Source organism: Streptomyces sp. NBC_01255, assembly GCF_036226445.1.
In the GTDB taxonomy this organism is placed as follows: domain Bacteria; phylum Actinomycetota; class Actinomycetes; order Streptomycetales; family Streptomycetaceae; genus Streptomyces.
This window is the reverse complement of sequence record NZ_CP108474.1, coordinates 3,146,878-3,173,839: the sequence shown is the minus strand read 5'-3', so window position 1 is coordinate 3,173,839 and position 26,962 is coordinate 3,146,878. Positions and strand designations below refer to the sequence as shown.

The window sequence follows — 26,962 nt, the reverse complement described above, 5'->3', positions numbered from 1 at the left end:
TGTCTGAGTGTGGCGGGGTCAGGGCTGGCTGTAGCCGTCCAGGAACCGGCCGATCCGCGTCACCGCGTCCGCCAGGTCCGCCGCCGCGGGCAGCGTGACGATCCGGAAGTGGTCCGGCTCGTGCCAGTTGAAGCCCGTCCCGTGCACGACCATGATCTTCTCGGCCCGCAGCAGGTCGAGGACCATCTGCCGGTCGTCCTTGATCTTGTAGACGGTCGGGTCGAGCCGCGGGAACAGGTACAGCGCGCCCTTCGGCTTCACGCACGTCACGCCCGGGATCTGCGTCAGCAGCTCGTACGCCGTGTCCCGCTGCTCCAGGAGCCGCCCGCCCGGCAGTACCAGGTCCTCGATCGACTGCCGGCCCTGGAGGGCGGCGGCCACCGCGTGCTGCGCGGGCATGTTCGCGCACAGCCGCATGTTGGCGAGGATCGTGAGGCCCTCGATGTACGAGGTCGCGTGGTGCTTCGGGCCGCAGACCGCGAGCCAGCCGGAGCGGAAGCCCGCCACCCGGTAGTTCTTGCTCATGCCGTTGAAGGCGAGGCAGAGGAGGTCGGGGGCGATCGCGGCGGTCGGCGTGTGCGTCGCACCGTCGTAGAGGATCTTGTCGTAGATCTCGTCCGAGCAGACGACCAGGTTGTGGCGGCGGGCGATCTCCGTCAGCGAGCGGAGCATCTCGTCGTCGTAGACGGCGCCCGTCGGGTTGTTCGGGTTGATGATCACGATCGCCTTGGTGCGGTCGGTGATCTTCCGCTCGATGTCGGCGAGGTCCGGCATCCAGTCGGCCTGCTCGTCGCAGCGGTAGTGCACGGCCGTACCACCCGCGAGCGAGACCGAGGCGGTCCACAGCGGATAGTCCGGGGCCGGTACGAGGACCTCGTCGCCGTCGTCGAGGAGCGCCTGCATCGACATCTGGATCAGCTCCGAGACGCCGTTGCCGAGGTAGATGTCCTCGACGGAGAGCGGAATGCCCTTCGTCTCGTAGTGGCTCATCACCGCACGGCGGGCCGACAGCAGGCCCTTCGCGTCGCCGTAGCCGTGTGCCTCGGAGAGGTTGCGCAGCACGTCCTCGAGGATGGCGGGCGGACACTCGAAGCCGAAGGCGGCCGGGTTGCCCGTGTTGAGCTTGAGGATGCGATGACCCGCAGCCTCAAGCCGCATCGCCTCTTCGAGCACCGGACCCCGGATTTCGTAACAGACGTTGGCGAGCTTCGTGGACTGGATCACCTGCATGACGAGAGCTTACGGCGGGGTGGGGCGGGACGCCTCGTGTTTTGGGACACGTCGGACACGGCACCCCGATGTGACCCCCGTCGCACCGGCGGTGTCGTGCTCCCTACAATTCGGGCCCATGAGCCAGCACGACCCCGGCGCCGCCGGCCCCCGGGGCGCCCGCCGCCGCCACGCCCCCGCACGCCGGGGGCGGGGTCCCGTGTGGCTGCTCGCCGCCGGCGGGATCGCCGTCCTCGGGGCCGCCGCCGCACTGCTCTCGGGCGGCTCCGGCACGAAGGGCGGCACGGGCTCCCCCGACGGCGGCCCCGGCGGGCCGCCCGCGTTGATCCAGGCGGACCCCTCCGATCCGTCCGGCCCGTCCGCCCGCGACGGGGAGGCCGGTCCGCCCGACACGTCCGACGCCTCGGGCGGAGGTGGAGCCGGAGGTGCCTCCGCCCCCGGCTCCGCGCCCGCATCGCCCCAGGGGAGTGCGACGCCCTCCGCCACGGCCGGCGACCGGGAACCGACCGCTGCTCCGTCCGGGTCCGCGACGACCGCTCCGGCCGCCGGCCCGACGACGGAGACGGCTCCCACCGGCGACGAGCCGACGAAGCCGGGGAAGGGGCGGGGCCCCTCCCGACGGCCGAGATAGGAGGCCTCCGCCCGGCCGGGATAGGTTGGCGCGTCATGTGGGTTTTCAGTGCCTCCGGATGCCGGTGGCTGGGTGCTGCCGGATCGCTCGCCGTCGCCGTGGGCGGGTGGGCCGCCGGGACGCTGCCCGTACGCGGCGGCTGGGGACTGTGGGAGCCGCGCGGCTCCGCGCTCACCGTGGCCGGCGCCGTCCTCGCGTACCTCGGCCTGACCCTGCTCGTCGCCGCCTGGTGGCGGTACGGCGTCCTGCTCGCGCGGGGTGCGCGGGACGGGGTTCTCGGGACCCTGGCCCTCTGGACCGCGCCGCTGCTCCTCGCCCCGCCGCTCTACAGCGCGGACGTCTACAGCTACGTCGCGCAGGGCGCGATGGTCCTCGAAGGCCACGACGTCTACGGCGGCGGGCCCTCCGTCCTCGGCCCCGGCGACCTCGGCGCGGACGCGGCGGCGAGCGTCGGCGGCCACTGGACCGACACCCCCGCACCGTACGGCCCGGTCTTCCTGCTCCTCGCCGAGGTCGTCGTGAAGGCGACCGGCGGGGCGATCGTGCCGGCCGTCCTCGGGATGCGGCTGATCGCCCTGGGCGCGCTCGCGCTGATCGTCTGGGCCGTACGGGGGCTCGGCGGGGGTGCGGGGGGCCCGGACGGAGCGGTGTGGCTGGCCGCGCTCAACCCGCTGCTGCTGATCCACGTCGTCGGCGGCATGCACAACGACGGGCTGATGATCGGCCTCATGCTGGGCGGTGTGCTCCTCGCGGTGCGCGGGCGGTGGGTGCTCGGCTGCGTCCTCGTCGGCCTCGCGATGATGGTGAAGTCGCCGGCGGCGGTCGCCCTGCTGTTCGTCGGCGTCATGATCGCGCGCCGGGACGGTGGCGTACGGGGTGTGGTGAAGGGGCTCGTGCTGCCGGGGCTCGTGGCGGGCGGGGTCGCGGTGGGGGCGACGCTGGCCGCCGGTACCGGGTTCGGTTGGCTGCGGACGCAGAGCGTCGCCGGGGCCATCCACACGGCGCTCTCGGTGACGAGCGACCTCGGGCTCGCGCTCGGGCTGCTCGTCGCGGACGATCCCGATCCGGTGAAGGGCGTCGTCCAGAAGCTGGGACTCGTCGTCGCCGTCGGGCTGATCCTCGCGCTCGCGTGGCGCTCGTGGCGGGGGGCGCTGGACCCCGTACTCGGCCTCGGGCTCTCGCTGGTCGCGCTCGTGGCGCTCTCGCCGATGGTGCAGCCGTGGTACCTGCTGTGGGGGACGGCCGTCGTCGCGGCGGCCGCCTGGCGGAGCCGGGCCGGACAGCTGCTGGTGGTGCTGTCGGCGGCGCTCGTGTACGAGACGGCACCGTCGGGGCGCACGCCTTGGTACGGGTTCGTGGTGGCGGGTGTCGTGGTGGCGGTGGGGCTGTTGTGGATGCGGCGGGAGCGGTGGCCGGTCCTTACGCGGCGGGACGCTGTGCCGGACGCGACGAGGGCACGGACCTAGCGGACCCAGGGGGTGTCCCGCACCTCACCTCGTCGGGGGGTCCTCCGGATGGCGCGGCCCGCCAGGGTGTCCGTGCGGTGGCCGTCCTCGATGACGAACCTGCCGTCGATCAGGACGTGCGGGATGCCCACCGGGAGGGTGCGGGGGGACGCGTACGTCGCTCCCGCCGCGACCGTCCCCGGGTCGAAGAGGACCAGGTCCGCCACGTACCCCTCGCGGACCAGGCCCCGGTCCGGGAGGCGGAGGCGGGCCGCCGGGCGGGAGGTCAGGTGGGCGACGCACTCCTCCAGGGAGAGGACGCCGAGCTCGCGCACGTACCGGCCGAGGTAGTGAGGGAACGTGCCGTACGCGCGCGGGTGCGGCTTGAGGCCCTGGAGGATGCCGTCCGAGCCGCCCGTGTGGACCCGGTGCCGCATGATCGTCCGGACGTTCTCCTCGTGGCCCACGTGCTGGAGGATCGTCGTCCCGAGCCGGTCGTCGAGCAGGAGGCGCCGGGCCGTGGCCCAGCCGTCGAGGCGGCGGCCCACGAACTCCGTGAGACCGGGGTCGGTCACGCCCGCGATCTCGATCGTGTCCCAGTCGACCGGCACTCCGTGGCAGCCGTCCGAGCCGACGACTTCGAGGTGGTGGCGGATCCGGTCCGCCGTCTCCTCGTCGCGGAGCCGCGCCAGCACCGCCTCCGGGCCGCCTTCGCTCGCCCAGCTCGGGAGGACGGCGACCAGGGTCGTGCTGCCGGGCGTGTACGGGTACGTGTCGAGGGTGATGTCCGCGCCGTCGGCGAGGGCCTCGTCCAGGAGCGCCAGAAGCTCCGGCGCCCTGCCCTCGTTCACGCCGAAGTTCATGGTGGCGTGGGCCAGATGGAGGGCGCAGCCCGCCTCGCGGGTCAGGGCGACCATCTCCGCGTACGCCTGGAGGGCGCCGGCGCCGTACGAGCGGTGGTGCGGGCAGTAGTAGCCGCCGTACTCCGCCACGACCCGGCAGAGCTCGGTGAGCTCGGCGTCCGGCGCGTACATGCCGGGGGTGTACGTCAGGCCGGAGGACATGCCGACCGCGCCCTGCTCCAGGCCCTCGGCGACGAGCTGCCGCATCCGGTCCAGCTCGGACCCGGTGGCGGGGCGGTCCTCCCAGCCGACCGCGTACATCCTGACCGTCCCCTGCGGGACGAGGTACGCGGCGTTGACCGCGATGCCCCGGCCGCCGTGCGCGCCGTCGAGGCGGTCCAGGTACTGGCCGACCGTGCGCCAGTCGAGGTCGAGGGTCGTGTCCCCGGGCGCACCGCCGTTCCAGCCGGCGATCGTCCGCCGGACCTCGCCGAGCGTGCGGTCGTCGACCGGCGCGTACGACAGGCCGTCCTGGCCCAGGACTTCCAGCGTCACGCCCTGCGCGGCCTTCGCGCTGTGGTCCGGGTCGCGGAGCAGCGCGAGGTCGCTGTGGGCGTGCATGTCGACGAAGCCGGGGGAGAGCGCGAGGCCCTCGGCGTCCACGACGCGGCGGGCCGTGGGGCGCTGACAGCCGGCGGCGGCGCCCTCCTTGACGATCGTGGCGATCCGGCCGCCGTCGATCGCCACGTCGGCCCGGTAGGACGGGCCGCCGCTGCCGTCGACGACCTCCGCGTCGCGGAAGACGAGGTCCATGCCGATCCTTCCGATTCCTTCTAGAAGAACGTGCGGATGTAGTCGACCACCGTGCCGTCCGCCTCGACCAGCGGGATCAGCTGCCACTTGTCGAAGGACGTGCACGGGTGGGACAGGCCCATGCCGACCCAGTCGCCGACCTCCACGTCCGCCTCGGGCGCCGTGCCCAGCCACGCGTGCTGGTCGGAGAGGCCGGTGACCGTGACGCCCTCGGCGGCGCGGACTTCGCCGGTGCGGGCGTCGCGGACCACCTGCGCCTCGGGGAGGTGCAGGTCGTGGGCTGCGTCGCGCTTGCCGGCGTTCGTGAAGGCCTGCTCCGGGGTGGGGCGGGAGACGACCTGCGACCAGAGACGGAACGCGGGCTGGAGCGCGCCCTCCTCGGGGACCCGGTTGAAGGGGGTCCTCTCGCGGTACTGGCCGTCGTCGTGCGAGACGTACGCGCCGGAGCGCAGCAGCTTCAGGACGGGGAGGGAGAGTCCGGGGATCTCCGCGAAGACGTCCGCGACCGCGTCGAACCACTCGCTCCCGCCCGCGCTCACCACGATCTCGCCGATGGCGGGGTCGAAGCGGCCGGCCTTGTCGAAGTCGGCCGCGAGCCCGACCAGCCGGTGCAGCCACTCCCTGACCCGCTCGCCGTCGGCCCCGGGCATGGTGCCCTCGTACCCGGCGACGCCGACGAGCCGCAGCGTGGGGGCGTCCGCGACCGCGTCGGCGACGGCCGCGCACTCCGCCTCGGTCCGTACGCCCGTCCGCCCGGTCGCGCCGGCGGCCAGCTCGACGACGACGTCCACGGGGCGGGCGGCTCCCGCCGCGCGGAGTGCCTCGTCCATCAGCTCGACGCCGCGCACCGAGTCGACGTAGCAGACGAAGCGGAAGTCCGGGTCGGCGTCGAGCTCGGCGGCGAGCCAGCGCAGGGCGACGGCGTCGACGAGCTCGTTCGCCAGGAAGACCCTGGCCACGCCGTGGGCACGGTAGACGCGGGCCTGGTGGGGCATGGCGGCCGTGATGCCCCAGGCGCCGTGCTCCAGCTGGCGGTCGAAGAGCCGGGGGGCCATGGAGGTCTTGCCGTGCGGGGCGAAGGCGAGGCCGTGGCGCTCGGCGTAGACCTCCAGGAGGCGGAGGTTGTGCTCGACGGACTCGGCGGAGAGCGCGAGGACGGGGGTGGTGAAGCCGCCGGTGAAGAGGGAGCGGCGCTGGGCCGCCAGCTCGCCGACGGTCAGGCCCTCGGCGTCCGGGGGCAGTCCCTTGAAGCGGTGGTCGACTCGCTCGTTCGCCAGGTCGGGCAGGTCGGGCACGGGGCCTCCTCGTCGAGTGTTGCGCTGTGTGCAACGGTCATTGCGTATCTTGCTCATGGCTGTCTAACATCCGGGCCAAGGCCGGGTCAATGGACCCGTCACAGTCACAGGGAGCCCGAGAGTGAGCGGACACGCGCCCCCGGACGCGATCACGGACGCGTCCGCACTCTCACACGCGCCCGAACCCCCGGACTTCGTCTGCCTCGGCGAGTCCATGGTCACCTTCCTTCCCTCCCGGCCCGGCCGCCTCGCCGACGTCCCCTCCTTCGCCCGCGCGATCGGCGGCGCCGAATCCAACGTCGCCTGCACCCTCGCCGCCGCCGGACACCGCGTGAAATGGGTCGGCCGCGTCGGCCGGGACGGCTTCGGCGACCACCTCGTCGACACCATCGGCGGCTACGGAGTCGACGTCACCGCCGTCACCCGCGACCCGCACCGGCCGACCGGCGTCTACTTCCGCACCGACGAGGACCGGGCCACCGACGCCCACGAGGTCGTCTACTACCGGGCAGGATCGGCCGCCTCGGCCATGTCGCCCGCCACCGTCCCGTACGACTCCGTCGCCGACGCCCGCGTCCTCCACCTCACCGGCATCACGGCCGCACTGTCGGCCGGCTGCCTGGCCCTGATGCGGGAGCTCACGGCCCCCCGTCCCGGGCGCCCGCTCGTCTCCTTCGACGTCAACCACCGGCCCGGCCTGTGGAGCGACGGCACCGCCCCCGAGGTGCTCCTCGAACTCGCCCGCCGTGCCGACCTCGTCTTCGTCGGCGCCGACGAGGCGGAGGCGCTGTGGGGCCTCCGCGATCCGGCCGCGATCCGTGGCGCCCTGCCGGAACCGGCGGTCCTCGTGGTGAAGCGGGGTGGGGAGGGGGCGGTTGTGTTCGAGCGCTGCGCGGCTTCTTCCCCCACCCCGCCCCTTCCCGAAACCGGGGTCAAGCCCCCGGACCCCGTACGGCCTGCGGTCGTGCCCTCAAACGCCGGGCGGGCTGAGATTCAGCCCCGCCGGCGTTTGAGGCGCGGGGTCTGGGGCGGAGCCCCAGTTCGGGAAGGGGCGGGGTGGGGAGAGGCCCCGCGCAGCGGCCCCGCGCCCGAGCCCAGCGCGCCCGCCACCCCCACCCCCGACACCGTCACCTCCGTCCCCGCCCCCCGGGTCGACGTCGTCGCACCCGTCGGCGCCGGCGACGCCTTCGCCGCCGGGTTCCTCTCCGCCACCCTCCGCGGCCTCGACATGGACACGCGGCTCCGCCACGGCCACCTCATGGCCGCCGCCGCCCTCACCGTCCCCGGCGACGTCGCCGTCCCGCCCCGCCGCGCCCACGCCGACCGGCTCGCCGCCCTCGACGCCGGAGCCTGGGGCACACTTCACCTCGGCCCCGGCTGGACGGGGGACGACCAGGAGGTACGTACGCCATGAGCCAGACCGTCGACCGGGCGCTCAGCATCCTGCCGCTGCTCGCCCAGGGCCCCGCCGACCTCGGGCAGGTCGCCGAACGGCTCGGCGTCCACAAGTCGACCGCCCTGCGGCTGCTGCGCACCCTCCACGAGCACGGCCTCGTCCACCGCCAGCAGGACCAGCGCTACCGACTCGGGGCCCGCCTCTTCGCGCTCGCCCAGGAAGCCGTCGAGAACCTCGACGTCCGCGAGATCGCCCACCCCTACCTCGCCGCCCTCAACGAGCAGACCGGGCACACCGTCCACCTCGCCGTGTACGAGGAGGGCGAGGTCCTCTACATCGACAAGTTCGAGAGCCGCTACCCGGTCCGCATGTACTCCCGCATCGGCAAGCCGGTCGCGATCACCGTCGCCGCCGTCGCCAAGCTGCTCCTGGCCGACCTGCCGGAGCCCGACCGCCGCGCCGTCGCCGCGAAGCTCGACTACCCCCCGTACACGCCCCGTTCGACCCCGAACGCCGCCGCCTTCCTCAAGGAACTGGCGACCGTACGCGAACAGGGCTGGGCCACCGACCTCGGCGGCCACGAGGAGTCCATCAACTGCGTCGGCGCCCCGATCCGCGGCGCCGACGGCCGGGTCGTCGCCGCCATGTCGGTCTCGGCGCCCAACGTGGTCGTCACGGCCGAGGAACTCCTCGGTCTCCTCCCGCTGGTGCGCCGCACCGCGGACGACATCAGCCGGGAGTACTCCGGCAGCACCCCTACCAAGGACAACGGATGACCCTCGAGAAGATCGCCCTCACCCCCGCCACCCACACCGCCCCGCCCGCGAAGTTCTCGCACGGCGTGAAGAAGGGCAACATCCTCCAGGTCGCCGGCCAGGTCGGTTTCCTGCCCGCCGTCGAGGGCCAGGCCCCGACGGTCGCGGGCCCGACCCTGCGCGAGCAGACCCTCCAGACCTTCGCCAACGTCAAGGCGATCCTGGAGGAGGGCGGCGCGAGCTGGGACGACGTCATGATGATGCGCGTCTACCTCACCGACGTGGACCACTTCGCCGAGATGAACGCGATCTACAACCAGTACTTCCAGGAGCAGGGCCTCGCGGACCCGGCCTCCGCCCGGACGACCGTGTACGTCGGCCTCCCGGCCGGCCTCCTCGTCGAGATCGACGCGCTCGCCGTCCTCGGCTGAGCACCGGATGCGGGAGGGCGCCCCGGCGGTGGTCCGCCGGGGCGCCCTCTGTGGTGCTGCGTGCGAGGGTCAGGCCGTGCAGTACTGCGCCTGCTTGCCGATCGAGCGGTACATGCAGTCCGCGTTTTCCAGGAGCTGGAGGACGGCGTCGCGGTTGCGGCTCGTCTCGCGCTCGATGACCTCGTCGGGCGGGTAGAAGCCGCCGCCGCCGGACGACGCCGGATACATCTCGAACGTGTACCCGAAGATCCTGTGCACGCCCCACAGGTAGTCGTCGATCGAGCCGTCCGTGATGTAGAGATCGCTGGACTGCTCGGGGGTGTAGCCGTTGCTCGCCGCCATCTTCCCGCCGACGGTCGCGAAGGCGTCGCGGTCGTCCTGGGTCATGCCGGGGGCGGTGTTCGCGGTGGTCCAGCCGAAGGGCCAGAGGACCAGCTCGCTGTAGGTGTGGAAGTCGATGGCCGCGGTGATCTGCTGCTTGCCGCCGACCGTGCGCGAGCGGACGAAGTCGGCGACGACCTTCACCTCGGGGGCCGACTCGGGGGCCGTTCCGCGGTACGTCTCGGAGCTCTTGGAGCCGGAGGAGCCGCCGCAGCAGCCCCACTTGTAGTTCCAGTTCCGGTTCATGTCCGTACCGATGTACGAGGAGCCGGAGTTGGGCTGACGGTTCTTGCGCCAGCTGCGGTACGAGCCGGAGGCGATGTCGTACTCGCCGCCGTCCGGGTTGAGGTCCGGGATGATCCAGATCTCGCGCCCGTTCACGGCGTTGGTGACCCGGGAGTCGGTGCCGTAGCCCGCGCCGAGCTCGCGCAGGAGGTAGAGCGCCATCTCGACCGTGAGGTGTTCGCGGGCGTGCTGGTGGTGGGTGAAGAGGACCTCGGGCTCGCTCTCGTCGGTGGCGACGTTGTCGCTGATCTTGATCGCGACGATGTCCCGGCCCTGGTACGTCTTCCCGATGACCTGCTTGCGCATGATCGAGGGGTAGGCGGCGAGGCGCTGGTCGATCTCCGCGTTCATCTCCGCGTAGTTGTGGTACCTCGCGTCGGCGGAGGGGAAGTCGAGCGGGCCGAGGGCCTCGTCGTGCGTGTGGCCCTCGGTGGTGTTGCGGTTCGGCGGGCCGGGGAGGGCGACCGGCTTGTAGCCGAGCGCCTTGAGGCGGGCGAGCTGCTCGGTGTTGGCGCTGACGACGACCGAGCGGGCGTCGACCTCGTCGATCGAGACGCCGGTGGCGGTGAGCGCGGTGCGGGCGGCCGGGGTGGACGGTCCGGCGACCTCGTACTGCCGGATCACCTCCTCGGCGCCGGAGGCGATACGGGCGGCGGTCGGCGCCGGGTCGGCCCCGGCGGGTGAGGAGAGAGCGGAGAGGGGCGCCGCGAGGGCGAGCGCCACGAGGGCCGCGAGGGTGGCGGACCTTCTGCCGCGGGTGGGACGTCGCATGGTGTCTCCTGGGTGGGGAGTGTGGGGGAGTGCGACAAACTCGTGCGGGTGTCCGGCCACATGGTGAAGGCATGTCATGGACCGGTCAAGACGATGAGTTCGGCCATGCCGGCCCGTGGGGGACCCTCATCGGCGGATACGTCATCGAGCACAAGCTAGGTGAAGACGACCCAGGAACCGTCCACCTGGCCCGATGGCGTGGCGGGCGTGCCGTCGCCGTCGAGGTGGCACGGCCGCCGTCGAGGTGGCACGGCCGGAACTCGCCTCCGGCCGGGTGGGTGGCAGCGCGGAAACGCGACGCAGCGCCGCCGGGGGAGCGGCGGCGCTGCGTGCGGGAATCCCCGTAACCGCTAGGGGAGGTTGTGGACGTGCGGGCCGACGGCGTTCGACCAGGCGTTGCCTGCCGTCGCGTCCCAGTTGGTCGACCAGGTCATCGCGCCGCGCAGCGTCGGCCAGGCCTGGGCCGGCTTGTAGGTGCCGCAGCCGGTGAGCTTGGTCAGGCAGTCGAGCGCGTTCTTCACGATCGACGGGTCGACGTAACCGCTGCCCGCGCCCCGCGTGGAGGCGGGGACGCCCAGGCCGACCTGGGACGGGTCGAGACCGCCCTGGATCTGGATGCAGGCGAGCGCGGTGAGGAAGTCCACCGAGCCCTGGCTGTACACCTTGCCGTCGCAGCCCAGCATCGAACCGCTGTTGTAGTACTGCATGTTGACGACCGTGAGGATGTCCTTCACGGCGAGCGCCGTCTTGAAGTACTCGGTGCCGGTGTTCTGCATGTCGATGGTCTGCGGGGCCATCGTCAGGACCATCGACGAACCGGCCTTGGCGGAGAGCTGGCGCAGCGCCTTGGTCAGGTACGTGGAGTTGATGCCGTGCTCCAGGTCGATGTCGACCCCGTTGAATCCGTACTCCTGCATCAGGGCGTACGCGCTGTTCGCGAAGGCGGTCGCGCTCGCGTCACTGTTGATCGTGACGTTGCCCTTCTCGCCGCCGACCGAGATGATCACGGACTTGCCGGCCGCCTTCTTGGCCGCGACGTCGGCCTTGAAGTCGGCGGTGGAGGCGTAGCCGACGGCCGGGTCGAGGTTGAAGACGATCTGGCCGGGCGTGGTGGTCGAGTCGGCGAAGGAGACGGCGATGATGTCGTACTGCGCCTGCACGTCCCGCAGCTTCTGGACGGTCGCGCCGTTGTTGAAGTTCTGCCAGTAGCCGGTGAGTGCGTGCTTGGGCACGGCCGGGCCGGGGCCCGGGTCGGTGACCTTGGCGGTGCGGGCCGACACGGCCGTGGACTTGGCGGACTCGCCCGCGGAGTTCGTCGCGGCGACCTGGAACTGGTAGGCGGTGTCGGCGGTGAGGCCGGTCACGGTGGTGGACGTGCCGGTCACCGTCTGGGGGTTGGCGCCGTCGCGGTAGACCTTGTAGCCGGTGGCGCCGGAGACCGCGCCCCAGCTGAGGGCGACGGAGCTCGACGTGACCGTGCCGGCGGCGAGGCCGGCGGGGGTGGCCGGGATGACGGGGTCGGGGTCCTGGCCGCCGCCCCCGTCGGGGCCGAAGACGCTCACGTCGTCGACCAGGTAGGGGGACGTGCCGTACCAGCCGTGGGTGTAGACCTCGACGGAGGTGGTGCTCGCGCCGGTGGTGAAGGTGGTGGTGAGCTGCTTCCAGGCGGCGCTGTCGGGCGTCCAGGTGGAGACGCTGCCCGTGCCGGTCCCGGTGCCGCTCGCGCCGAGGTAGGCGTACCCGCCCTGGACCCAGGCGCTCAGCGTGTACGTGGAGTTGGGCTTGACGGCCACGGTCTGCACGCACTTGGCGTTGTCGAGGCCGGCCGGGGTGGCCTTCAGGGCGCCGGCCCCGGTGCGTACCGGCGAGGAGACGGCGGCGCCGCTCCCCGCGGAACAGGCCCAGTTGGCGAGGCCGTTCTCGAACCCGGCGTTCTTGGCGACGTTGACGTCGGCCGCCTGCGCGGTGCCGGCTCCGCCGACGAGGACGAGCCCGGAGCCGACGGCGATCGCGAGGGCTCCGCCGAGCCATCGACGTGCGTGCGGGCGGGTGGTGGTGCGGTCCACGTGCATCCTCCGGTGGGGGAGTTGGGGATGTGGAGGTGCCGTACGTCGTCGTACGGAGGGGCTCGTACGGGGGTACGAGGCTGCTGCGGGGGTGCGGACGGTGGCCACCGTTGTCGCACAAGCTGGTCCAGACCAATCGCGTTGTCAAGACCTCTGGCGGCAAGCGGCATTCGCCGGGGGCGACATCGCGGCGGGAGCCGTGGTGAAAGTCGCGGCGGGAGCCGTGGTGAAAGCCGTGGTGGGAGTCATGGTGAGAGTTGTGGTGAAAGTCGTGGTGAAAGTCGTGGTGAAAGGGCCGGTGGGCCCACTGCCGGGCCCGAAGAAAGTGGGGGGAGCTTGGCCGATTGTGTGTTCACCACCCCGGGTGGCGTGGATAAAGTGCAGAGGCGGCGGCGCCCTGCGGTGACGCCGCGAACGCGGTAGGTGATCTGCGGCTCCCGGGACCCCGGAGGCCGGAGGGGACGGGGGTCTGACGTGCCGACAGCGATCGCGGTCACCAGCGCCGACCTGGTGCTGCCGCCGACCGACCCGCAGACGCCGAACGCCGCTGTGCTCCCGGCCCCCGAGACGCGCTCCCTCGATGCCTCCGTCGCCGACATGCAGCAACTCCTCGCGCGGTACGGAAGCGTGGTCGTCGTCTGCCCCACCTCCGCCCCCGCCGCCGTCGAGCGGCGCCTGCACGCCGTCCGCGGGCTCCTCGAAAGCGACCGGATCGCGCTGGTCAGGACCGACCTGCCGCCCCTCGGCGCGGCCGTACTCGTCCGGCAGCTACGACAGTTGGCGGCCTGCGACTTCAGCCCCGGCGTACTCGCCTCCGCCGCCCGGCTGCTCGCCCACTACATCTACGCGGGGGCCGTACTCGGCTCGGTGTCCCGCCTCGACCGCGTACCCGTCAGCCTCTCCTCCCACCTCAAGAGCTGGCTGCCCGGGGCTCACTTCGCCGTCCTCGCCGGGCCCACGCCGCAGATCGTCCGGCTCGGCGGCGCGGGCGACCAGCGCCTCGCGGGACCGGAGTTCGCCACGCAGCTCCTCGTCGCGCGCGGCCAGCTCCAGACCGACTGGCCCGCCACCGCCCTCGTCCCCGCGTGGCAGATCCAGAGCCCCGTCCAAGAGGCCGCACTGCCCGAGACCTCGCCCGGCTGGTGGGGTACCGGCAAGCTCGTGGAGTTCGTCGCGTACCTGCCCGACCTGCCCGTTCTCTACCAACTCGTCTCCTCCGTACGGCGCGAGACCTGCCACTGGTGCGGGATGGAGCTCATCGGCGACCGCTGCGGCTTCTGCGCGGCCCCGCTGACGGCGGTCGCGGTGCCGACGGCGATCGGGGCGGCGCCGGGGTCCGGGGCGGCTCCGGCGCGGGGGGCGACCCGGGTGCTCGGGGCGGCCCGCGACACGGCTCCCGCCCTCGACCCGGTCCCGGCCCGGGGACCGGCCCCGATTCCGGCTCAGGCTTCGATGCCGGCTCCGGCTCCGGGGCGCGGTGCCACGCGGGCCATAGGAGCCGGACCCGGCTCCGCGATCGACCCCCGCACCGTCCCGTGACCGTCGCCGCGCACCACCCCCGCCCGCTCCGACCCACGTCTCCGATCGAGGAAGTCCGGCCATGAACTCCCGCCAGCGCCGCGGCGTGATCCTGCTGCTGCTCTCCGTCCTGTGCGCCCTCGGCGCCTTCGCCGGCGTCCTCACGGTCATCAGCGACGTGAACGCGAAGGTCGGCCCGGAAGTCACCGCGTACCGGCTCGCCAAGAACGTGGCTCCCTACAGCGCCCTGAACGCGAGCCAGTTCGAGAAGATCTCCATGCCCGAGCGCTGGCTCTCCGACACCGCCGTCACCGATCTCCGCCAGATCGAGGGCAGGATCGCCGTCACCGAGCTCAGGAAGGGCTCCCTCCTCCAGAGCGACATGATCGTCCAGAAACCCGAGCTCAAGCCCGGTGAGCAGGAGATCGCGATCATGATCGACGCCGCCACCGGCGTCGCGGGGAAGATCAACGCCGGCGCCACCGTCAACATCTACGCCACCTTCGCCGGCGAGAAGAAGGACGACCCGTCCCAGTCGCGGATGATCGTCGCCGGCGCCCGCGTCCTCTCCGTCGGCAAGCTCACCCCCATCAGCGACAGCAACGACCGCACGAGCCGCGGCGCCACCGCGGCCGTCCCCATCAGCTTCGCGCTCTCCACCCTCGACACCCAGCGCGTGGCGTACGCCGAGTCCTTCGCCGAGCACGTACGCCTCGCCCTCGTCGCCCCGGCCACCGGCGGCGCCCCCGCCGACCAGGGCGACCGCACCTACACGCTCGAAAAAGACAAGTGAGGCCGGTATGACCACCAGGATCCTGCCGGCCGTCGGGGACCCCGACGCCGCCCGCTCCGTCGTCACCCTGCTCAGCCAGCTCCCCGACGCCGAACCCGCCGCGCCCGTCACCGACTCCACCCAGCTCGTCGACACCCTCGCCCGGCTCGCCGCCGAGTCCCTCGACGAACTCCCCGAGGTCGTCCTCGTCCACGAGCGCATCGGACCCGTCCCCGCGCTCGACGTCGTCCGCGAGGTCGCCCTCCGCTTCCCGGCCGTCGGCGTCGTCCTCATCACCGCCGACGCCAGCCCCGTCCTCTTCTCCGCCGCCATGGACTCCGGCGCGCGCGGGCTCGTCACCCTCCCCCTCGGCTACGAGGAGCTCGCCAGCCGCGTGCAGGCCGCCGCCCAGTGGTCCGCCGGGGTACGCCGCCACCTCGGCGCCGGCGCCGAACTCGCCACCGGACCCGGCGGCACCGTCGTCACCGTCAGCGGCGCCAAAGGCGGCGTCGGCACCACCGTCACCGCCGTCCACCTCGCCCTCGCCGCCCGCGCCTCCGGCCGGACCGTCGCCCTCCTCGACCTCGACCTCCAGGGCGGCGACATCGCCTCCTACCTCGACGTCCAGTTCCGGCGGTCGGCCGCCGACCTCGCCGCGATCGCCGACATCTCGCCCCGGGTCCTCCAGGACGCCGTGTTCGTCCACGAGACCGGCCTCGCGCTGCTCCTCGCCCCGGCGGAGGGGGAGCGCGGCGAGGAGGTCACCGACCGCGCCGCCCGCCAGATCGTCAGCGCCCTGCGCGCCCGGCACGAGGTGGTGGTCGTCGACTGCGGCTCCCAGCTCACCGGCGCCAACGCCGCCGCGATCGAGATGTCCGACACCGCGCTCCTCGTCACCACCCCGGACGTGATTGCGGTACGGGCCGCCAAGCGGACCGTACGGATGTGGGAACGCCTCCAGGTACGGAAGGCCGAGGAGACCGTCACCCTGGTCAACCGCCACCACCGGTCCACGGAGATCCAGCCGCCCCTCGTCCAGAAGATCACCGGCACCCGGACGGCGGGCGTCTCCGTCCCCGCCAACTTCAAGGAACTCCAGGCCGTCGTCGACGCGGGCCGCCTGCACGACCTCGACGCCCGCTCGACGGTCAAGCAGGCCCTGTGGTCCCTCGCGGGGGAACTGGGCCTGGTCCAGGCGGCCCCCGCCCCCGGTCAGCAGGGCAGGCCCGGCAAGGAGCTCGCCCGGGCGGGCGACCGCGGCTCGCTGGGCCTGCGCCGCCGCACCGGAGGCCGCTGAGCCATGCGGGCCTACCGGGACGACGACGTCAGAGGGCGCGGAGACAGCGGGCAGGTGGCGATCGAGTTCCTCGGCATGGTGCCGCTGATCCTGCTCACGCTGGCGCTGCTCTGGCAGGTCGTCCTGGTCGGCTACACGTACACGCTGGCGGCGAACGCGGCGGATGAGGGGGCGCGGGCGTGCGCGGTCGGCGGAGCCTACAGCGAGGCGGCGCTGCGGCACCTGGACGGGGCATGGAGGAGTGGCGCGCAGGTCGGGAGCTGCTCCCCGAGCGGCGGCATGGCGACCCTGACCGTGACGATCCAGGTCCCCGCCATCGCCCCGGGCGCGGTCGGCCTCTTCCCCGTGTCGGCCACGGCGGGAGCGATCTCGGAGGAGGGCCTGAGGCAATGAGGGATCACCTCCGCAAGAGGGCTCGTGACCGAGGGCAGGCCGCCATCGAGTACCTCGGCTTCCTCCCCCTCCTGCTCATCGTCGGGCTCGCGGGCCTCCAGCTCGGCATCGCCGCGTACGCGGCCCAGCAGGCGGGCACGGCGGCCCGCGCCGCCGCCCGGGCGGCGACCACCGACGAAGAGAACGCGCCGGACTGCCGGACGGCGGGTCGCGCGGCCGTGAGCGGCTGGGTCGATCCCCAGATCGAGGGGTGCGGCGGGGAGGGAGGCGAGGCGGCCGTGATCACCGTCCGCGTCGAGATCCCCCCCGTCCTCCCCTTCTGGGACTTCGACCCCGTCGTGAAGACCGCCACCATGCCCCGCACCCCGCCCACCGAGGACGACGAATGAGAAGGAGGGACGACAAGTCATGAGTCTGCGTGCCCGGATCAACGCCCCCGAGGACAAGGGTGCCGGAGCCGGCCGGGAGGACGGTCACCTCGTCGCCGCCTTCCGGGCCAAGCTCCTGGAGGAGATCGACCTCACCGAGATGTCCGCGCTCGCGGCCGCCGAGCGGCGCGCCCGCCTGGAGCGCGTCCTCGGCCACATCATCAGCCGCGAGGGACCGGTCCTCTCCACGGCAGAGCGGGCCCAGCTCATCCGCCGTGTCGTCGACGAGGCCCTCGGTCTCGGCGTACTCGAACCGCTCCTCGAAGACGCCTCGATCACCGAGATCATGGTCAACGGCCCCGACCAGATCTTCATCGAGCGCGCCGGCCGCGTCGAGCTGCTGCCGCTCCGCTTCGCCTCCCACGACCAGCTGATGCAGACCATCGAGCGCATCGTCTCGACCGTGAACCGCCGCGTCGACGAGTCGAACCCGATGGTCGACGCCCGCCTGCCCTCCGGCGAGCGCGTGAACGTCATCATCCCGCCGCTGTCCCTCACCGGGGCGACGCTCACCATCCGCCGCTTCCCCCGCGCGTACACGCTCCACGAGATGATCGGCCTCGGCTCGCTCGACGAGCAGATGCTGCTCCTGCTCTCCGGGCTCGTACAGGCCAAGTTCAACCTGATCGTCTCCGGCGCCACCGGCACCGGCAAGACGACCCTCCTCAACGCCCTCTCCGGTCTCGTCCCGGAGGGCGAGCGGATCATCACCATCGAGGACTCGGCGGAGCTCCAGCTCCAGCAGGCCCACGTCATCCGCCTCGAAGCCCGCCCGCCGAACATCGAGGGCCGCGGCCAGATCTCCATCCGTGATCTCGTACGCAACTCCCTGCGCATGCGTCCCGACCGCATCATCGTGGGTGAGGTCCGTGGCGGCGAGACCCTCGACATGCTCCAGGCGATGTCCACCGGCCACGACGGTTCGCTCGCCACCGTCCATGCCAACTCGGCCGAGGACGCCCTGATGCGGCTCCAGACGCTCGCCTCGATGTCCGAGGTGAAGGTGCCCTTCGAGGCGCTCCGCGATCAGATCAACAGCGCGGTGGACGTCCTCGTCCAGCTGACCCGGCACCCGGACGGCACCCGCCGGATCACCGAGATCGCCGTCCTCGCCTCCCACGGGCGCGAGCGGTTCCTCCTCGCCACGATCTGCCGCTTCCAGGCGCAGCCGGTCGCGGCCGACGGCCGGGTGTACGGGCAGTTCACGTACCACCCGCTGCCCCGGCGGGTCGCCGAGCGGCTCTACATGGCCGGTCAGCCCATCCCGCAGGCCTTCGGCGTGGCCGCGACCGACGCCGGGCTCGCCACCCGAGAAGCGAACTAGGAGCAGAGGTCCATGACCGCGATCGATCCCGTGTGGCTGACGCTCGGTGTGGCGCTGATCTGCTGCGTCCTCGGCGTGACGGGCGTCCAGGTGTACGCGAGCGGGGCCCGCCGCCACGCGGCGCTCGTCGCCCGGCTCGACGAGACGAACGAGCCCGAGACGGCCGGCCGCCGCAGGCGCCGCTTCCGGGGCATCGACCGACGCGTACGCCGGACGTCCCTGGGTCGGAAGCTGGAGCTGCGGATCGCGGCCACCGGACTCGACGTCACACCGGGCGAGTTCACGGTCGGCCTCGCGGTGACGGTCGCCGTCCTCTGGGTCGTCGGACAGTCGGCGCTCTCCCCGTTCTTCGGCCCGATCTGCGGACTCCTCGGCGTCTGGGTGGCGTTGGGCTTCCTCAACTGGCAGCGGCAGAAGCGCATCGAGAAGTTCATCAACCAACTCCCCGAACTCTCCCGCATCCTGGCCAACGCCACCCAGGCGGGCCTGGCCCTCCGTATGGCGCTGAGCCTCGCAGCCGACGAGCTGGAGTCCCCAGCCGGAGATGAACTGGAGAAGGTAGCTCAGCAGTTGGCCGTAGGCACGTCCCTGGATGACGCACTCGGCGAGCTCGCGGAACGCCTCCCCTCCCGCGAGCTGGTCGTCCTCGTCACCACCCTCGTCCTCGCCAACCGGGCGGGCGGCACCGTCGTCTCCTCCCTCCGGAACCTCACCGAGACCCTGGAGGAGCGAAAGGAGACCCGGCGCGAGGTCCGCACCCAGCTGTCGCAGGTGAGCATGACCGCGTACTCCGTCCCCGTCATCGGCATCGGCTCCCTCCTGCTCATCGACAACATGCAGCCCGGCGCCCTCGACCGCATGACCGGCTCGACCCTCGGACAGTTCGCGGTGGTCGCCGCCTGCGCCCTGTACGTGGTCGGCTTCGCCGCCATCCGCCGCTTCTCCAAGATCGACGTATAGGACGGGCGCGCGCCATGGACCTCCTTCTCGCCCTGCTCGCCGGCCTCGCCGTCGCCGGCATCGCCTACGGCCTGCGCCTCTACCGCGCCGACGCCCGTCTCCCCGACGACCTCAAGCTCGCCCTGGAGGTCGGCGCGACCCGTACCGGCGCGGTGGACTCCGCCGTCGACCGGCTCGGCATGCGCTGGTCACCCGCAGTCCTCCGCCTCATGGGTCCCAAGCGCGTCAACGCCGTACGCCGCCGTATCGACCTCGCGGGCAACCCCGGCGGACTCACCATCGACCGGTACGGGGCGAGGCGGGCGGTCTACGGCTTCCTGGGCGTCCTGGGCGGCCTGCTCATGCTCGCCAGGGGATCGTTCCTCGTAGCGCTCCTCCTCTTCGCGTTCGGTGTGTTCTGGACGGAGGTCGGCATCTGGTCGGCCGTCCGGATCCGCAAGGACCAGATCGAACGCACCCTCCCCGACTTCCTGGACGTCCTCGCCGTAGTCGTCTCGGCCGGCCTCGGCTTCCGTCAGGCCCTGGAACGGGTCGCGGAGCAGTACGCGGGCCCCTGGTCCGACGAACTCCGCATCACCCTGCGCCAGATGGACATGGGCGTCAGCCGCCGCCAGGCCTTCGACGAACTGCGCCGCCGCAACGACTCGGAGCAGGTGGCGCAGTTCGTCACGGCGCTTCAGCAGGGTGAGGAGCTGGGCGCCCCCATCGTGGACACCCTCATACAGATCGCCAACGACATGCGACGGACGGACGCCCAGAACGCCCGCCGCAAGGCGGCGAAGGCCGTCCCGAAGGCGACCATGGTCATCACGACCCTGATGGTCCCGGCGACGATGATCCTCCTCGGCGCGGGCCTCTTCCTGGGCACGGGCACCGACTTCGGCTCGGTCACGGGCGGCGAGTGAGCCGGCGCGGCACCCTCGTGGCGCGCGCGCTCAGAGGCCGCCACCGCCCCGGCGCCGGTCCCGGTCGTGGAACAGGTCGAGCACGTCCGGCACGGGCGGGAAGTGCGGCGCGCACTCCGGGCAGGCGTAGACGTTGAATCCGGGCCCGGAGCTCTGGTGCACCTCGGAGACGACGACCGGGTCCGTAGTGATCGCGCAGCAGCGCACGCACATCCGTACCGGCTGCCGGGCCGCCCGGTGCGCGCCCTCGTGCCCGGCGGGCAGTGTGCACGGCGATCGGTGACGGCCGAGACGGTCCCCACCGGGCCACCGGGCGCCGCAGGGCTCGGGGTCCGGGCTGATCGAGGTCACGATCACGCCGCCCCCAGCCCGTGCAGATCCCGGGTGTCCAGATCGATGCCGAAGTCCGCCGCGAGGACGAGGGCGAGCCGCCGCTGCCGCTGCCGGGCCCGTTCCTGCCGCTGGTAGTACGCGAGCAGGTAGGGGCGGACGAGAGCGGTCTCGTCCCCGTTCAGCGGCTCGTCGAGCCCGTAGGGGGAACGCGGGCGGGGGAGCCGCACGGCCCCGCTTGTGGCGGGGGTCGGGCACGGCGACCGGTCGGCTGTCCGCAGAGCGGTACGGGCACGGTGCCGGCCGCTTCTCCGGGACCCGAACACCAGCCTCGCCCACAGAACGAGGGCGCGGATAAGGTCTGTCATGTTGACCTGCTTTCCACAGGTTGGCCACGCCCCGGGAGTGTTCGCGCACTCGCCGGGGTCTTCCGTTTTGAACGCTAGCTGGACTTGTATGGCTTGTCTACCTCGTCTAGGACGTTGCCCATATGCCCAGCGTGTAGCACGTAGCTAACGTCCCGAACATGGATATCGACCGTTTTGACCCGACGCCCATTTATAAGCAGGTGGCCCGAGTCATCCGCGAGCGGATCAAGTCCGGCGAGCTCCGGCCGAGGGACCCGATCCCGTCCGAGTCGAAGCTGGTGGCGGACCATGGCGTGGCGAGGGACACGGCACGACAGGCCGTCGCCCTCCTGCGCTCGGAGGGATGGGTGATCACCCTCCCGCAGCGGGGCAGCTTCGTCGCAGAACGGCTCCCCGAGGACGGCGCCTGACCTACGGTCACGACGTCGGCGGCAACTGTCTCAATCTCACCGCAGGTTGACGAACCTGCTTCGCACGCACAACCGCATGTGACAGAGTGCGGACCGAGTGTGAGAGAGGTGGGGGTGACGGGACTTGATTGCCACGGGCCTGAACGACCGGCGAGTCGTCGCGACTTGCTCCATTCCCTTCGCTGAACTCCACACCGCCACGCGCGCCGAGGCCCTAGCCTTTTGGCGGGGCACCAGGCCGACCCGATGACCGGCACCCACAGAGGGGCCCACGGGCCCTGTGCGCCGACACGACCACCGGCGTCTGAACGCGGAGGGGACCACGATGTACGACGCGATGCTGAAGGCCGCGACCAAGGCCAAGGTGCGGGCATGGAGCTGGACGGCAAGGTCCACGAGGGACCGCGGGCAGACGGCGGTGGAGTACCTCGGGATCATTGTGGTGGTGGTGGCGATCGTGGTGGCGATCACCGGCACGGACATCGGCCAGTCGATCAAGGATGCGATCGCCACAAAGATCAGCGAGTTGACCGGCGGCTCGTAGGCGCGGTTCGTCGGCGCGGCGAAGTGGGGCAGGCGTTCCCCGTCTACATCGCTGTCATAGCCGGTCTGCTGTTTCTGGCCTTCGCCTACTTTGCGGTGGGGCAGGGGGCCTTCGCCCGGAACAGCGCACAGACGGCGGCCGACGCGGCGGCGCTAGCAGCCGCTCAGGATGCTCGGGAGCAGCTGCGGGACGACTGGCTCGAAGTAGTCCTCGACCCTGAACAGTGGGCTGGTTTCCTTCAAGGCGTGGCATACGTCGATCCTTCTGCGTGCCAACAAGCGGGTGAGTTCGCGGCCCGGAATCAGGCGAACCTCTCGGACTGCGAGCGTCTCGCCACCTGGGGGTTCCGCGTGACAGTACGTACGACGGGATCGGAGTCGCAGCAGGCAACGGCGTCTGCTGAAGCAGTGATCGAACCGCGCTGCATGGTTGAGGATCAGGTGCCCACTCCGGAGCCGCCCACATCAACGCCGTCTGCACCTGGACAGGGCGAAGAGGAAGAGCAGGGTCCAATCATGGGGCTCGCATGCGACGGAGACTCCTGGGAGATCGACCCCGAGAACCCGAACCTCCCCGACGCCGTCGACCTCTTCACGGTCCGACTGTCCGAATGACCTGTGACGACGAGCAAAGGAAGTGCGCTTCATGAACATTCAGTACGCACGCGGAGGGTGGGCCTCCCTCGCAGTCGCATCGCTGGTCCTTCTTGCGGTCGGCTGTGGGGCAGAAGAGAAGCCGAAGACGGAGAGGCAAGCTACAACATCGGCTGCGCCTCAGGAGAGTGCTCCTACCCAGGGCTCAGAGCCCGCTGAGCAGACCTCGGAGACGCTTGCAGTCCTCAAGGGACAGAAGGGGCTGGAGCTCAGCATCGCTTCTGCCGAACGCGACGCGGGTGGCTTCCTCACGATTAAGGGACAGCTGACGAACACGTCCGACGCGGGAACCATCGTTTCCTCTCGTCTCAGTGGTGATGAGACAGAGGTGGTGAAGCATGGAAACTCCCTAGGCGGAGCCACATTGGTCGACTCGGTGGGTAAGAAGCGGTACTACGTACTGAGGGACACGGACGGGCGCCCGCTGACCACTGCCGGGCTTTCCAACATTGGCGCCGGTCGGTCGATCCCCGTCTTCATGCAATTCCCCGCACCCCCCGCCTCCACCACAGAGGTCTCCTTCCAGCTCCCCACCTTCGAACCCGCCACCCTCAAACTCTCCTGAGGCGACGCCATGACGACGACGACGAACCGCCGCCTGGCCGCCCTGGCCCTCGTCTCCGTGGGCATCTGGCCGCTCACCGTGCCCACCGCGCACGCCGACGATCCCCCCGGCTCCGCCGGCATCGCCGCCGCGCCGCCCGCCATCAATGCCAACGCGCCCGGCCTCATGCTTCCCGACGGTGCCACCCTCGCGCCCGCCAAGGTGCTGGACATCAAGCAGATCGTCGAGGAGGAGGGCGGGGCGCAGCGGCGGCAGGACACCAACGTGGACGTGACGTTCGCCCTTCAGGCCGAGGTGCTGTTCCCGAAGAACAGCGCCAAGCTGAGTCCCGCCGCGACCTCCCGCATCGCCGCCATCGCCGCCGAGGTCAACAAGCTTGGGTCCGGCCGCGTCCGGGTCTTCGGGTTCACCGACAACCTCGGGACGTACGAGCACGGGCTGAAGCTCTCGAAGCAGCGTGCCGTCGCCGTGCAGCAGGTGCTTGCCCGGAGTCTCGACCCCGGGACGACCTTCGATGTCCGGGGCTACAGCGAGGACTATCCGATCGCGGACAACTCCTCCGAGGACGGCCGCAAGAAGAACCGGCGCGTCGAGGTCTCCTTCCCCCGGACGACGGTCCGCTAAGGGCTGTCCCGCACGTGCGGCCGTGCCTTGACCTGAGACCGGCTCGACAGGGTCAGGACCACAGCCGACGGAAGAGGATCGTTCGATGGCGACGTACGACCAGCTGACCGAGTGGGCTGGTCTGGGGCATGTCACGCGAGCCGGACGGGACGTTGTGGCCGGCTGGCGGATCCCGGGCTTCTGAAGGCACAGCTCGTCGAGGTGGGCATTCCGGTAACTCCGCGCCTCATCGAACGAGTCGTGATGCAGAGCGAGGTTGAGCCAGCCCTGCTCACGTCCCGGGGCCCGCTCTACCGTCTCACCGAGCAGGCGGACCCCGGTGATCAGGCCGAGCGCTCATCGTTCGGCGTCGAGCCGAAGACCGGGGCGGTCTACTTCGTCATGCCGGATGGGGAGGCGTGGTTCGCCAACTCGGGTGTCGGCGTGTGGCTCAACGTCCTTCAGCACTACGGCAGCTGCGTCGCCGCCTCAGAGCTTCTCAGCGAGCCGGACGGCCCCGAGGAGTACCTCTCTGAAGTGGAGGAAGAGGGGGCTTTCGACGAGCTGAACCGGCTGGCCGAGGAGCTGAAGGAGATCGACCCGGCGGCCTTCAACGGCTACGAGGGTTTCTCTGGCCAGGTTTTCCTGGACCGCTGGCTCTACTGACCTCGGCCGGCAGATCCAGGGCCCGTAGGTCTGGACCGTGCAGGGATGCCAGGCCCAGGACTGAGGTGATCTTCACGTGGGGGCTGTGATCACGGCGTCGGAGCCGTCAGTGGATGCCGAGCCGAGGGTCTGTGACTGAGCGCTTCAGTTGGTGAGTTGGCGAACGGTGCGACTTTGAGACGACGCAAGGGACCGCCGCGACAAGGCCGGCGAAGACTGCCGGGCTCGTTGTTAGATCTTTAGCTTATGTGCTAAATATCTAACATGACAGAAGCTCAGGACGAGGCGGGGGCCTTCCGTGCACTCGCTGATCCGACGAGGCGCCAGATCCTTGAGGACCTCAGAGGTGGCGAGCTCGCGGCAGGCGAGATCGCGAGCAGGTTCGCGATCAGCGCGCCGTCCATTTCACGGCATCTCGGCGTGCTCAAAGGAGCGGGGCTGGTCACCGAGCGCCGGGACGGCAACCGGATCCTCTACACATTGGCCGAGGACCGCCTGGCCACCTGCATCGGTCGGTTTCTCAGCGCCGTCTGCCCCGAGCAGATCGTCCTGCGCCACACCAAATGGCGCCCCGGGGCGCAGAGCGAGGGATCATGAGGCAACCGCGCCTGTCCAGCGTCGTTGAACGACGGCTTCTGGTGAACTACCGGGTCGACCCGGACGCCGCGGCACGCCTGCTTCCCCAGCCGCTGCGCCCGCAACTGGTGCACGGCCACGCGGTCGCGGGCATCTGCCTACTGCGGCTGGGAAGTGTCCGGCCGGTCTGGGCCCCCAAGATGTTCGGGCTGCGGAGCGAGAACGCGGCGCATCGGATCGCCGTCGAATGGGACGGACCGGACGGCGTCGAGACCGGCGTCTACATCCCGCGTCGCGATACCGCCTCGCGGCTCAACGTCTGGGCCGGAGGCCGCGTCTTCCCCGGCGAACACGGCCGCGCCGGTTTCGAGGTGCACGAGACACCCGGCCAGGTGCGTGTCGCCTTCGCGACGTGGGACGGCGACACCCGGGTGGACGTCACCGTCGAGCCGTCCGACGAGCTGCGGGGCAGCGAGCTCTTCGCCGATCTCGCCGAGGCCTCCCGCTTCTTTCAAGACGGGGCAAAGGGCTACTCGGCCGCCAGGTCCGGCCGCCACCTGGACGGCATGGAACTGCACACCGATGCCTGGCACGTGGAAGCCGGCCGGGTTCGCTCCGCCGCGTCCTCCTTCTTCGACGACCCGGACCGCTTCCCGCCAGGGAGCGCAACCCTGGACTGCGCCCTGGTCATGCGCAACGTTCCCGCCAGCTGGCGCCCGCTCCCGGCCATGGCCGCCAACCGGGGCGCTCAACTCGCCGAGTGAAGCGCTCAGTCACAGGGTCTTCCAGGTGGTACGAAGACGCCGAACGGTAGGAGTTTGGTGACCCGGCATCGGGTCCTTGTGCAGGGCTTTGAGGGACAGTGATACGCGGTCACGGACCGGGTCGACGTCGAGGATCTCGGCGTTGATCTCCTGCCCGACGGAGACGATGTCGGAGGGGTGGTCGAAGGGGCGCCACGACAGCTCCGGGATGTTGATCGTCGCTTCGAAGCCGCCGATGTCCACGAAGGTGACACCGAAGTCGGCGATATGGGTCACTGTGCCGGTGACGGTCTCGCCACGGCGGAGGGTCTTGAGGAAGGCCCAGTTCCGGTCGCTCGGCGTCGGCTCGGTCTGCCAGCGGGCCCGTACCACTCCGTCGTCGTCAGGCATGACAGCGGTTGACAGCGGCACACGTTCATCGGCATAGGCAGGAAGAAGCGCTGCGGCATCGGCCCGGGACATCCGGGCGGCCAGCGCCGGGTAGTCGTCCTCGTCGGCGACAGCGCTCTGGATCCGTCCGTCCTTCTCCTCCCAGACGCCTTCGACGAGGCCTTCGGCGGGGAAGGCGCCGATGACCGCGTCGACATCGGAGGACAGGTCCGGCCACACGGCCAGCCGGGCGCGGGGAGCGATCCCGGCGCGAACCGTGTCGATGGACTCGCGCGTGAGGCGGTGCCAACGTGAGGCGTTCTCGACGTAGGTCTCTTCGAGGAGCCCGGCGCGGCGCACGGTGACCGCCCAGCGCAGACCGGCCCAGAACTCGTCGTCGCCGGGCCGTTGGACATCCGCTTCATCGGTCTCCATCTCGTACGGAGAGGAGTCCAGGCGTTCCGGGAACAGGCCCAGCGCGCGGGTTCGGGCCAGTGCCTCGCCGCACGGCCGGATGCTGCCGATGTAGAGGTACTGGTCCCACCCCACATGGACCGCGAACGCGCCTTCCGACTCCAGCCGGCACCAGGCGCCGTTGTCGCGCAACATGGCGCGCACCAGCTCAAGCCCGACGGCGAGCGGTACCTCGGCTCCGTCGTGAAAACCCGACGGGCCGGCAGGGAACAGTCCGTCCAACCCGAAGCCGTCCACCGCAGGCTCCACGCCGAAGTGCACGGAGGACGGGACCTGCGGTTCACGTACGGCCAGGTGATCGACGCCGGTGTCCCCGGCGAAGGCCGCGACCGCCTCAAGATAAGACGCCTCGATCTCGCCGTGATCGCTGACGGTGTCCTCGCTGCCGGTGTAGTACCCGTGTTCGTCACGGTCGGCGGGGTCGTACTTGGTGACGCGGTAGACGTAGGGGAGCTGCACACCCCCATCATCCGGCACGCTCCCGCGCCGGGTCTCGCGCACTGTCGGCCGCTCCTGACACGGAGGGTCGGGGTCGGTGCTCGGTTTCGGTCATTCGTGGACCGGTGGGCGTACGCAGCGGGCTTGTCGTCACCCCTCCTCTCCACTTCGCGGGCAGGGCAGCGCAGTTGAGTTTTGGCCAGCGCCTCGACCTGACCCCGTGGATGTTGCCCATACCCTCGGCCCACGCTTGATCGTCAGGAA

29 protein-coding genes are annotated in these 26,962 nt (G+C 71.2%); 21 read left to right on the top strand and 8 right to left on the bottom strand.

The genetic code is table 11. The features are described 5' to 3' along the window. Window positions 1–18: 18 nt before the first annotated feature. Window positions 19–1,230, bottom strand: a complete 1,212-nt coding sequence (locus tag OG357_RS13870; protein ID WP_329621438.1) for a pyridoxal phosphate-dependent aminotransferase — start codon at window positions 1,228–1,230, stop codon at window positions 19–21. Between the two features lie 118 nt (window positions 1,231–1,348). Here OG357_RS13870 and OG357_RS13865 point away from each other — a divergent pair, with 118 nt between their 5' ends. Both OG357_RS13865 and mptB read left to right on the top strand, forming a co-directional pair. Beyond that, window positions 1,349–1,861, top strand: coding sequence for a hypothetical protein (locus tag OG357_RS13865; protein ID WP_329621437.1), 513 nt, complete (start codon window positions 1,349–1,351; stop codon window positions 1,859–1,861). A gap of 35 nt (window positions 1,862–1,896) precedes the next feature. Continuing rightward, window positions 1,897–3,327 (top strand): polyprenol phosphomannose-dependent alpha 1,6 mannosyltransferase MptB, encoded by a 1,431-nt coding sequence (gene mptB, locus OG357_RS13860; RefSeq protein ID WP_329621436.1) that lies wholly within the window; start codon window positions 1,897–1,899, stop codon window positions 3,325–3,327. Here the strand turns inward: mptB and OG357_RS13855 are convergent. Both OG357_RS13855 and OG357_RS13850 read right to left on the bottom strand, forming a co-directional pair. Beyond that, on the bottom strand, window positions 3,324–4,961 hold the full coding sequence (locus OG357_RS13855; protein WP_329621435.1) for an N-acyl-D-amino-acid deacylase family protein: 1,638 nt from the start codon (window positions 4,959–4,961) through the stop codon (window positions 3,324–3,326). The genes mptB and OG357_RS13855 overlap by 4 nt on opposite strands. A 20-nt stretch (window positions 4,962–4,981) precedes the next feature. Further along, on the bottom strand, window positions 4,982–6,247 hold the full coding sequence (locus OG357_RS13850; RefSeq protein ID WP_329625586.1) for an alanine racemase: 1,266 nt from the start codon (window positions 6,245–6,247) through the stop codon (window positions 4,982–4,984). Between the two features lie 223 nt (window positions 6,248–6,470). Here OG357_RS13850 and OG357_RS13845 point away from each other — a divergent pair, with 223 nt between their 5' ends. Genes OG357_RS13845 through OG357_RS13835 form a run of 3 tightly spaced genes read left to right on the top strand, consistent with a single transcriptional unit; the run spans window position 6,471 to window position 8,838 of the window. Then, window positions 6,471–7,670, top strand: a complete 1,200-nt coding sequence (locus OG357_RS13845; RefSeq protein WP_329625585.1) for a PfkB family carbohydrate kinase — start codon at window positions 6,471–6,473, stop codon at window positions 7,668–7,670. Further along, complete coding sequence (locus OG357_RS13840; protein WP_329621434.1) at window positions 7,667–8,428, top strand: IclR family transcriptional regulator; 762 nt, start codon at window positions 7,667–7,669, stop codon at window positions 8,426–8,428. Before OG357_RS13845 ends, OG357_RS13840 begins: the two co-directional genes overlap by 4 nt. Continuing rightward, window positions 8,425–8,838 (top strand): RidA family protein, encoded by a 414-nt coding sequence (locus tag OG357_RS13835; protein ID WP_329621433.1) that lies wholly within the window; start codon window positions 8,425–8,427, stop codon window positions 8,836–8,838. Before OG357_RS13840 ends, OG357_RS13835 begins: the two co-directional genes overlap by 4 nt. A 69-nt stretch (window positions 8,839–8,907) precedes the next feature. Here OG357_RS13835 and OG357_RS13830 read toward each other — a convergent pair whose 3' ends face one another. Then, window positions 8,908–10,275 (bottom strand): M14 family metallopeptidase, encoded by a 1,368-nt coding sequence (locus tag OG357_RS13830; RefSeq protein WP_329621432.1) that lies wholly within the window; start codon window positions 10,273–10,275, stop codon window positions 8,908–8,910. A gap of 350 nt (window positions 10,276–10,625) precedes the next feature. Beyond that, a complete protein-coding gene (locus OG357_RS13825) occupies window positions 10,626–12,347 on the bottom strand; it encodes a chitinase (RefSeq protein WP_329621431.1) in 1,722 nt (573 codons plus the stop codon). A 468-nt stretch (window positions 12,348–12,815) separates the two neighbouring features. On the opposite strand from OG357_RS13825, the gene OG357_RS13820 reads away from it, so the two are divergent. The 8 genes from OG357_RS13820 (at window position 12,816) to OG357_RS13785 (ending at window position 19,938) form a co-directional block, all read left to right on the top strand. Next, window positions 12,816–13,880 carry a hypothetical protein gene (locus OG357_RS13820; protein ID WP_329621430.1) on the top strand — a complete coding sequence of 355 codons (1,065 nt, stop codon included), beginning with the start codon at window positions 12,816–12,818 and terminating at the stop codon, window positions 13,878–13,880. Between the two features lie 61 nt (window positions 13,881–13,941). Continuing rightward, complete coding sequence (gene cpaB, locus OG357_RS13815; RefSeq protein WP_329621429.1) at window positions 13,942–14,652, top strand: Flp pilus assembly protein CpaB; 711 nt, start codon at window positions 13,942–13,944, stop codon at window positions 14,650–14,652. 7 nt (window positions 14,653–14,659) lie between these two features. Further along, window positions 14,660–15,928 (top strand): AAA family ATPase, encoded by a 1,269-nt coding sequence (locus tag OG357_RS13810; protein ID WP_329621428.1) that lies wholly within the window; start codon window positions 14,660–14,662, stop codon window positions 15,926–15,928. A 3-nt stretch (window positions 15,929–15,931) separates the two neighbouring features. Next, window positions 15,932–16,321 (top strand): TadE/TadG family type IV pilus assembly protein, encoded by a 390-nt coding sequence (locus OG357_RS13805; protein WP_329621427.1) that lies wholly within the window; start codon window positions 15,932–15,934, stop codon window positions 16,319–16,321. After that, window positions 16,318–16,710, top strand: coding sequence for a TadE/TadG family type IV pilus assembly protein (locus tag OG357_RS13800; RefSeq protein ID WP_329621426.1), 393 nt, complete (start codon window positions 16,318–16,320; stop codon window positions 16,708–16,710). Before OG357_RS13805 ends, OG357_RS13800 begins: the two co-directional genes overlap by 4 nt. Window positions 16,711–16,729: 19 nt before the next feature. Next, on the top strand, window positions 16,730–18,073 hold the full coding sequence (locus OG357_RS13795) for a CpaF family protein (RefSeq protein ID WP_329621425.1): 1,344 nt from the start codon (window positions 16,730–16,732) through the stop codon (window positions 18,071–18,073). A 12-nt stretch (window positions 18,074–18,085) separates the two neighbouring features. Further along, the gene (locus OG357_RS13790) at window positions 18,086–19,033 is read left to right on the top strand and encodes a type II secretion system F family protein (protein ID WP_329621424.1); all 948 of its coding nucleotides are present in this window, start codon (window positions 18,086–18,088) and stop codon (window positions 19,031–19,033) included. Window positions 19,034–19,047: 14 nt separating this feature from the next. After that, window positions 19,048–19,938 (top strand): DUF5936 domain-containing protein, encoded by an 891-nt coding sequence (locus tag OG357_RS13785; protein ID WP_329621423.1) that lies wholly within the window; start codon window positions 19,048–19,050, stop codon window positions 19,936–19,938. 30 nt (window positions 19,939–19,968) lie between these two features. On the opposite strand, the gene OG357_RS13780 is transcribed toward OG357_RS13785, so the two are convergent. Next, window positions 19,969–20,289, bottom strand: a complete 321-nt coding sequence (locus OG357_RS13780; protein ID WP_329621422.1) for a hypothetical protein — start codon at window positions 20,287–20,289, stop codon at window positions 19,969–19,971. Between the two features lie 2 nt (window positions 20,290–20,291). Next, complete coding sequence (locus OG357_RS13775) at window positions 20,292–20,498, bottom strand: hypothetical protein (protein ID WP_329621421.1); 207 nt, start codon at window positions 20,496–20,498, stop codon at window positions 20,292–20,294. 338 nt (window positions 20,499–20,836) lie between these two features. Between OG357_RS13775 and OG357_RS13770 the strand changes: the two genes are divergently transcribed. The 8 genes from OG357_RS13770 (at window position 20,837) to OG357_RS13735 (ending at window position 25,417) form a co-directional block, all read left to right on the top strand. Then, window positions 20,837–21,046, top strand: a complete 210-nt coding sequence (locus tag OG357_RS13770; RefSeq protein WP_329621420.1) for a winged helix-turn-helix domain-containing protein — start codon at window positions 20,837–20,839, stop codon at window positions 21,044–21,046. A 325-nt stretch (window positions 21,047–21,371) separates the two neighbouring features. After that, a complete protein-coding gene (locus tag OG357_RS13765; protein WP_329621419.1) occupies window positions 21,372–21,590 on the top strand; it encodes a Flp family type IVb pilin in 219 nt (72 codons plus the stop codon). A 23-nt stretch (window positions 21,591–21,613) separates the two neighbouring features. After that, window positions 21,614–22,204 carry a pilus assembly protein TadG-related protein gene (locus OG357_RS13760; protein WP_329621418.1) on the top strand — a complete coding sequence of 197 codons (591 nt, stop codon included), beginning with the start codon at window positions 21,614–21,616 and terminating at the stop codon, window positions 22,202–22,204. Between the two features lie 31 nt (window positions 22,205–22,235). Further along, complete coding sequence (locus tag OG357_RS13755; RefSeq protein ID WP_329621417.1) at window positions 22,236–22,808, top strand: hypothetical protein; 573 nt, start codon at window positions 22,236–22,238, stop codon at window positions 22,806–22,808. Window positions 22,809–22,817: 9 nt separating this feature from the next. Continuing rightward, entirely contained in the window at window positions 22,818–23,432 is a 615-nt protein-coding gene (locus tag OG357_RS13750) for an OmpA family protein (protein ID WP_329621416.1), read from the top strand. Between the two features lie 243 nt (window positions 23,433–23,675). Next, window positions 23,676–24,077: an SUKH-4 family immunity protein gene (locus OG357_RS13745; protein WP_329625584.1), complete on the top strand. Its 402-nt coding sequence runs from the start codon at window positions 23,676–23,678 to the stop codon at window positions 24,075–24,077. A 264-nt stretch (window positions 24,078–24,341) separates the two neighbouring features. Then, window positions 24,342–24,674, top strand: a complete 333-nt coding sequence (locus tag OG357_RS13740) for a metalloregulator ArsR/SmtB family transcription factor (RefSeq protein WP_150263333.1) — start codon at window positions 24,342–24,344, stop codon at window positions 24,672–24,674. After that, window positions 24,671–25,417, top strand: coding sequence for a DUF2071 domain-containing protein (locus OG357_RS13735; RefSeq protein WP_329621415.1), 747 nt, complete (start codon window positions 24,671–24,673; stop codon window positions 25,415–25,417). Before OG357_RS13740 ends, OG357_RS13735 begins: the two co-directional genes overlap by 4 nt. A gap of 9 nt (window positions 25,418–25,426) precedes the next feature. Here the strand turns inward: OG357_RS13735 and OG357_RS13730 are convergent, their stop codons facing one another. Beyond that, window positions 25,427–26,719, bottom strand: coding sequence for a S1 RNA-binding domain-containing protein (locus OG357_RS13730; protein ID WP_329621414.1), 1,293 nt, complete (start codon window positions 26,717–26,719; stop codon window positions 25,427–25,429). Window positions 26,720–26,962: the final 243 nt, after the last annotated feature.